Annotated in this window: 8 protein-coding genes; 1 reads left to right on the forward strand and 7 read right to left on the reverse strand. The window is 37.6% G+C overall.

The genetic code is table 11. From position 1 onward, the window contains the following. From AC6F75_RS00210 to AC6F75_RS00220, 3 genes are all read right to left on the reverse strand, one after another. Positions 1 to 729: universal stress protein (locus tag AC6F75_RS00210; RefSeq protein ID WP_500712912.1), on the reverse strand; the 729-nt coding region annotated here is incomplete at its 3' end. A 10-nt stretch (positions 730 to 739) separates the two neighbouring features. Then, positions 740 to 1,600: a universal stress protein gene (locus tag AC6F75_RS00215; protein ID WP_500712913.1), complete on the reverse strand. Its 861-nt coding sequence runs from the start codon at positions 1,598 to 1,600 to the stop codon at positions 740 to 742. A gap of 10 nt (positions 1,601 to 1,610) precedes the next feature. Beyond that, the gene (locus AC6F75_RS00220; RefSeq protein WP_500712914.1) at positions 1,611 to 2,459 is read right to left on the reverse strand and encodes a universal stress protein; all 849 of its coding nucleotides are present in this window, start codon (positions 2,457 to 2,459) and stop codon (positions 1,611 to 1,613) included. A 254-nt stretch (positions 2,460 to 2,713) separates the two neighbouring features. On the opposite strand from AC6F75_RS00220, the gene AC6F75_RS00225 reads away from it, so the two are divergent. Next, complete coding sequence (locus AC6F75_RS00225) at positions 2,714 to 3,112, forward strand: hypothetical protein (protein WP_500712915.1); 399 nt, start codon at positions 2,714 to 2,716, stop codon at positions 3,110 to 3,112. On the opposite strand, the gene AC6F75_RS00230 is transcribed toward AC6F75_RS00225, so the two are convergent. From AC6F75_RS00230 to AC6F75_RS00245, 4 genes are read right to left on the reverse strand one after another with little or no spacing between them, the layout of a single operon-like run. After that, a complete protein-coding gene (locus tag AC6F75_RS00230; protein WP_500712916.1) occupies positions 3,109 to 3,615 on the reverse strand; it encodes a hypothetical protein in 507 nt (168 codons plus the stop codon). The genes AC6F75_RS00225 and AC6F75_RS00230 overlap by 4 nt on opposite strands. 5 nt (positions 3,616 to 3,620) lie before the next feature. After that, positions 3,621 to 4,607 carry an MlaD family protein gene (locus tag AC6F75_RS00235; protein ID WP_500712917.1) on the reverse strand — a complete coding sequence of 329 codons (987 nt, stop codon included), beginning with the start codon at positions 4,605 to 4,607 and terminating at the stop codon, positions 3,621 to 3,623. A 6-nt stretch (positions 4,608 to 4,613) separates the two neighbouring features. Beyond that, positions 4,614 to 5,375 carry an ATP-binding cassette domain-containing protein gene (locus AC6F75_RS00240; RefSeq protein ID WP_500712918.1) on the reverse strand — a complete coding sequence of 254 codons (762 nt, stop codon included), beginning with the start codon at positions 5,373 to 5,375 and terminating at the stop codon, positions 4,614 to 4,616. After that, on the reverse strand, positions 5,376 to 6,155 hold the full coding sequence (locus AC6F75_RS00245) for an MlaE family lipid ABC transporter permease subunit (protein ID WP_500712919.1): 780 nt from the start codon (positions 6,153 to 6,155) through the stop codon (positions 5,376 to 5,378). Positions 6,156 to 6,441 lie beyond the last annotated feature (286 nt).

The raw sequence follows: 6,441 nt of genomic DNA on the forward strand, positions 1-6,441 counted from the left end.
CATATCGCTATTTCTACTTTCACTGAAGCAATAAATCCCTACAGGAACAGAAACGTGCTCCAACATATGAAAAGAATGTTCTGTTTCGTTGAGTAATTTTTTCACAATAGATTGATTTTCTTCCTGAAATGGGCTTAATCCTCCGGTTTCAGAAATGTTTAAAACCCTGACAGGCGCATCGAATTTTTTCGACAAATGAAATAAAAACTTAAAATCTTCAGCTTCGTTTTTCAGCTTATAACCGTTGGCCAAAACGATTTCGTTTAAACCGGTGAATCGCTCATTTCTGGGAATGGCAAGAACGGGACAGTTCTTGATTTTTTCAATAATTTCAATGGTATTGCTGCCAAAATCAAGCTCATACCTTCCTGTGGCTCCTTGTGTGCCAATAGCAACGAGGGCCACATTTCTGGTAATGATTTCTTCCTGAATAGCATCTATTATGGTTTGGTTTTTTGCAACGATTTGGAAATTGTGATTTCCGTTTTCATTGGATGCAGTCAAAATGTTTTTTAAATCATTTAACCAGCGTTCATATTTTTCTTTGGCTTCCTTGAGTTTTGACGCAATTGGAGAAGCTTCAAACGTGCTTCCTTCAACATAATCATTTACAGGGTATGCATGAAGCAGTAAAAACTCACAAGATTCATCACGGTACATAGCAACGGCATATTTGATGGCATTGAGTGCATTTTCTGAAAAATCAGTGGGCAAGAGAATGGTTTTCATTGAATATTTTTTATATTAAACTACGCGTACTGAATTTTCCGGAAGGAATTACCAAAAAGGGAACTTTTACCTGAAAGCCCACTTTGTGTACTACCGGCCTGAAAAACAGGTTTTCGAAAAATGAATGTTTGTTGTTGATCATGCATAGAATTTCCACCGGATTGTTCTTTTGAAACTCCAAAATTCCCTTCTGAATGTCATCTCCCTTTTCAATATGAAAATGCAATGAAGCATCCTTGAAATATTTGAATAGCTCTTGTTTGCCTTCCTCTTGAACTGGAGTGAGTGCATCACCTTCCATAATGTGCAAAATATGCAAATCGATTTTATTTGCCAGGGCGAGTGTGCGCAGGAGCTTCAACTGATTTTCCTGAAACCCGATACTGAGGTCAGAAGGTAATAAAATGTTTTTTAAGGATATAAACTCATATTCTGACGGAATGGCAAGTACAGGGCACTTGGCTTTTTTTATGGTGTGAATGGTTTGTGAGCCAAATAATATTTCCTTGGCTCCTGTAGCACCTTGTGTTCCCATTACAACCAGGTCAATACCTTTTTCTTCCACCTGCTCGTTGATTTCGTCAGTCAGAAAATTAAAAACCGATATTTTTTTAAAGCTGTGTTTTGGGTTGCTAAAGTCCTTTTTTATACGTCTTTGAAGCCGATCCAGTCCTTTAATGGAATTGGTTTTGTATATCTCGTCAATGGACATAGTAGGGGTGTAATACATATATTCACTGTCATACAAAATGGGGGTATAAGTGTTTAGAAGGTAAAAGGTGCAGTCTTCATTTTTAAACAGCTCCAGCGCATAAGCAATGGCATTGTATGAATTTTCTGAAAAGTCGGTGGGAAGGATTATTTTTTTCATCACACAAAAATTAGTTTCTCAAATAGTTTTGTAAAATTAAAAAAGGTATTTTGGGTTGTAACCCTATTTTATCAATGGTGGAGTCCACCATCAGGCTTTCCAGATAACTGTATCTGGAATTTACCATCACCAACAGGTTGATGTCCATGCTTTCAATGGTTTCATTGATAATATTGGTTTTACTGCTTATTTCAACCTGATGAAAATGAATGCGCTCCACATCAAGTAATTTTTTTAACAGGGTTTGATTGGACAGTTGTCTTTTTGAAATTAAGCCAAAATTGGAAACAAACAAAACGTGGGTTTCGGCCTTGTAATAGTTGCAAATTTCATCGACAATTTTGAGTTCCCTTTTTTGATAAGGAATCATATAGTTGGTGGGAAATAAAAGTTTTTTAGGAGCTTTAAATTTAAAATTTTCGGGAACACAAAGCACAGGACATTTAACTAGTTTAATTACCTGAAGGGTGTTGCTTCCAAAGGTGATGTTCCGATCGTTGGTTCTCCCGCGGGTGCCCATTGCCACAATGTCGATATTTTCCTTGTCCACCAGGTGGTTGATTTCGTCAATCAAATAACCGCATTTGGGCATGACTTCAAATTCGTGCTTGCAGTCAGGAAATTTTTTTATAATATTTTCAATTATTGGAGTAAGGAAAGTGGTGCAGTTGTGATGGGTGCCCCTCTTTTTGTTTTCAATTTCTTCATCAGAAAAGTCAAGCGTTTCCGGTCCGTAAATCTGATCGGCATAAGCATGGAGCAAATAAAACTTACTGGGCTCGTTAAACAAAGACACAGCATACTCCAGGGCGTTTAAGGCGTTATCAGACAAATCGGTTGGAAGGACTATTTTTCTCATGGTTTTGGTTTTAATCAAAGTTACCTGTTATCAAGACACACATCTATGATTAAAGTCACCTTTTATGATTTATATCATTTACTTTACAACGCACTCGATTTACTTTTGTAGCGTAATTTTTAGTTAATTTTCTTTAGAATATAAAGTTAGCAAAAACATTTTTAAATGGGCTTTTAAATTTGAAATAGCTCTGAAATTGATTTGAAGTGAAGTATTGATTAAATAAGGAGCGAATAAATAAACTTTTGTGTATTATGAATGCTTATTTTAAAGGAGACGAAGAGTTCAATATAAATCTTGGCAAACTGTTTTATTCAGTTGCGTCAGTAGACAAAGTCGTGGTAGGGGAGGAAATTGCATATTTTAAAGCAATTATTCGAAAAGAATGGGAGTCAAATAAAGTACTTGATAGATCTCAAACCGAACAAGTTTTTGATGTTTTTGACAGCCTTGTAGAAGCTAAAGCCGATGCCGAAGAATGTTTTGAAAGCTTCCGGGCTTATTTGATAAAATCCAACGGTTTGTTTTCGCCCTTCATCAAAAACTTGATTTGGAAAACAGCTGACGGGATTGCCTCTTCTTTTGCAGATAAAAATAAATCTGAAGTGATATTGCTGGCAAAGCTGAAAAGCTTACTGCTGGATGCACCTTAATTTTTTTCCTTACTAAAACCCATTTTTCCAACCGGGCTTGGAACATCTCTTTTGATTATTTCTTTAAGGAATGCGTCAATTTTTTCTGCTATAAAAGTTTCAGTAATCACCTCAGGAGAGTAAGTGCCCAGTTCTTCTGAATCGTCTTCTGTTGGTAATGAGCGTTCCGGTATGGCAAACAGGATTAATATATTAACATCGCCATTGTGCAGTTGTGTAAACACCAGTGATGAGCCTTGTAAAAATTGATAAGTGGGCAGTTGATTGGTCAGCTCAATCATATCCGGTGGAAAGGAATCAAAAGTAATATTCACAGCCTCATTGCTGTGTATCCAGTTGAGTTCCTGTACCTGCCAGCCAATCGGGTATTTTTCTTCTGCTTTTTTAAGGCTGTTGACAATTAGTTTTTTGATTTTACTTTTCCAAAGCAGTCGCTTTTCCACCACGATTTTGATGGAATTTTTGTACTCGTTGACGCGTTCATCCAGATGTTCAATTTTCATAACGTTTATTTTTGTCTGCGTTGTTCTCTTGCTTCCTGACGTTCCAACTTTCTGAAATACCCTCTCAGCAAAAAGTTATGACGCATGGCTTCCATATTTACATTGAGTTTTTCGCTGGCTTCTTCCACATTTTTTAAGGTGGCATCCAGACTTTTTACTACAGTAGTGTCATAAATGGCATAATTGAGAAGCCCGTCACTTTGCCTGATTGATTCAGAGTAATCATTCAGGTTTTTGGTGAGTGCTTCAATCTGCTTGGCTGAAAACTCCAGGTTGTCAAATACAGTTGCCAGCTGTTCCGCACTTTCCTTGTCATTAAGCAGCATAGCGGCGACACTTTCGTCAAAATTTATGGAGGCAATCATTTGGTTAAGCCTGTGCATAGTAGTTTTTGCTTCAGTTGTGGTAGCCTTTAAATTGCTGAGACTTTGTTTTACATCATTGACCATATCTTCATCTTTAATCAGTGCTCCAAGCAATCCTTCACCCTTATTGATGGTATTGGTAATTCTAAGTAAATCCTGTGTAAGCAAAGCTGCATTCTCATTGGTCGTGTTAAGTGTTGTAAGCATATCAGCAGTGGCAATTTTACTAATGGAATTTATGGTATCGCCAAATTCAATACTTTGAGAAATTGGTGTTTCGTTAGGTATGATATTGACAATCATGCTCCCTACCAGTCCGTCTGAACTAATGGTTGCCAGTGCATTCTTTTTAATTAGGTGAGCTGTTTTTTCTGAGATAAACATATCGACACATATAGCAGTATCACTCAATATAGTGATGCCCCTTACTGTTCCCACGTTTACTCCTGCAAAACGCACATTGTTACCCATTTGCAAGCCGTTTACGTTTTTAAACACCGAACTTATTTTCACATTGTTTCCAAACATATTTTGGCGGTTTCCCATCAGGTAAACCGCAAGGATAAACAAAAACAATCCGGCAAAAACAAAAATGCCCAGTCTCAGATTTTGTGATGATTTACTCATAATTTTCTATTTAAAAAATGCTTTTATCTTTTCATCATTTGACGTGAATAATTCTTCAAAAGTGCCCTCGGCATAATTGACACCGTCGAGCAATAAAACTATTCGGTTTGATACCACTCGTGCGCAATCCACATCATGAGTGATTATGAGCGATGAAGTTTCATATTTTTCCTGAATGCTGTTCATCAGTTCAATGATTTCCTTAGAGGTAATGGGATCCAGACCAGTGGTGGGTTCGTCATAGATAATGATTTTTGGCTTTAAAATCAAGGCGCGTGCCAGTGCAATCCTGCGTTGCATTCCACCGGAAAGTTCGGCAGGCATCAGGTCAACGGTATGTTTTAAACCCACACTTTCCAATGCTTCAAAAACAAGTTCATCCACTTCTTTTGTTGATAGTTTTTTAGTGTGCCTCCTTAATGGAAATTCCAGGTTTTCCCTCACAGTCATCGAGTCATACAGCGCACTACCCTGAAAAAGAAATCCAATTTTGGTACGCAAATCATCCATCTCTTTTTGTTCCAGTTTACTGATGTCTTTGCCCAAAATTTCGATAAGTCCACTGTCAGGTTGCAGTAAACCAACCAGACATTTAATCATCACTGATTTTCCGGAGCCCGAACGCCCCATCAACACGAGATTTTCACCTTTTTTTAGGTGTAAACTAAAACCATTCAACACTTTATTGTCACCAAATGCTTTGAAGATGTTCTCAATCTTCAGAACCACTTCACCATTTTCCGGATTATGTTTGCTGCTTACTTTCATTTACTGATAAATCAAATCGGTTACAAAAACGGCCACAAAGTCAATTATAAACAACAGCATTGAAGTGAAAACTACTGCTGAATTGGAGGCTTTACCTACACCGGCAGTTCCTTTTTTACTGTAATATCCTTTAAAACACCCCACCAGACCTATGGCAAAACCAAATAAAAATGTTTTGGCAGTTGCTGGTAACAAATCACTGAATTTTAATGCATCAAATGCCTGATTGAAATAGAGTTGAAAAGTCACCGCTCCTTTAATGTTTTCGACAAAAGCGGAACCGATCAAAGCAATAAAATCACCTAAAATAACCAGCAACGGAATCATTAAGGTCGTAGCGGTAATTCGGGTAACCACAAGAAATTTAAACGGGTTTGTGCCCGAAACTTCCATGGCGTCAATTTGTTCTGTCACGCGCATTGAACCCAATTCGGCACCGATACTTGAACCAATTCTACCTGCACATATTAATGCTATAATTACCGGACCAATTTCCCTTACAATTGAAATGCTTATCATAGACGGCATCCAGGCTACTGCACCAAACTCTTCCAGGGTAGGGCGGGTTTGCAGGGTAAAAACCACTCCCAGTATCAATCCTGTTACCGCTACCAGAAAAAAGGACTTATTGCCCATATAGTAGCATTGCTTGAGCAGTTCTTTAAACTCAAAAGGCGGAGAAACAGCTTCTTTGAAATAGCGTCCTGCAAAACGCGCCATTTCGCCAATTTCTTCAAAAAATGTGGTCAGTTTCTGAATTAATGTTTCGTTTTCAGCCATAGTGATAATATACTCTACCAAATTTAATAAATTTTTTTTCGGGAGTGTATGACAAGTATCAGTGTTGAAATATTAAAAGCATTCAGGAGCTTGCAGTTGGAGTGATTTCCTTATTTTTACAGCCACAATTGAAGACTATGTATAAACTGCTCATACGCCCATTTTTGTTTTTGTTTGATCCGGAAAGTGTGCATCATTTTACATTTAAAATGATTCGATTTCTAAGTGTGTTGGGATTTTCAGGCTTGTTCAGGAGTTTGTATGAAGTGAAAGATTCGCGCTTGGA

It is taken from the genome of Planktosalinus sp., from assembly GCF_059864935.1.

Coding starts and splice junctions, on each gene's coding strand:
- AC6F75_RS00215 (WP_500712913.1), bottom strand. CDS start 1,600: ATGAAAAAAATAATCCTTCCCACCGACTTTTCAGAAAATTCATACAAT.
- AC6F75_RS00220 (WP_500712914.1), bottom strand. CDS start 2,459: ATGAGAAAAATAGTCCTTCCAACCGATTTGTCTGATAACGCCTTAAAC.
- AC6F75_RS00225 (WP_500712915.1), top strand. CDS start 2,714: ATGAATGCTTATTTTAAAGGAGACGAAGAGTTCAATATAAATCTTGGC.
- AC6F75_RS00230 (WP_500712916.1), bottom strand. CDS start 3,615: ATGAAAATTGAACATCTGGATGAACGCGTCAACGAGTACAAAAATTCC.
- AC6F75_RS00235 (WP_500712917.1), bottom strand. CDS start 4,607: ATGAGTAAATCATCACAAAATCTGAGACTGGGCATTTTTGTTTTTGCC.
- AC6F75_RS00240 (WP_500712918.1), bottom strand. CDS start 5,375: ATGAAAGTAAGCAGCAAACATAATCCGGAAAATGGTGAAGTGGTTCTG.
- AC6F75_RS00245 (WP_500712919.1), bottom strand. CDS start 6,155: ATGGCTGAAAACGAAACATTAATTCAGAAACTGACCACATTTTTTGAA.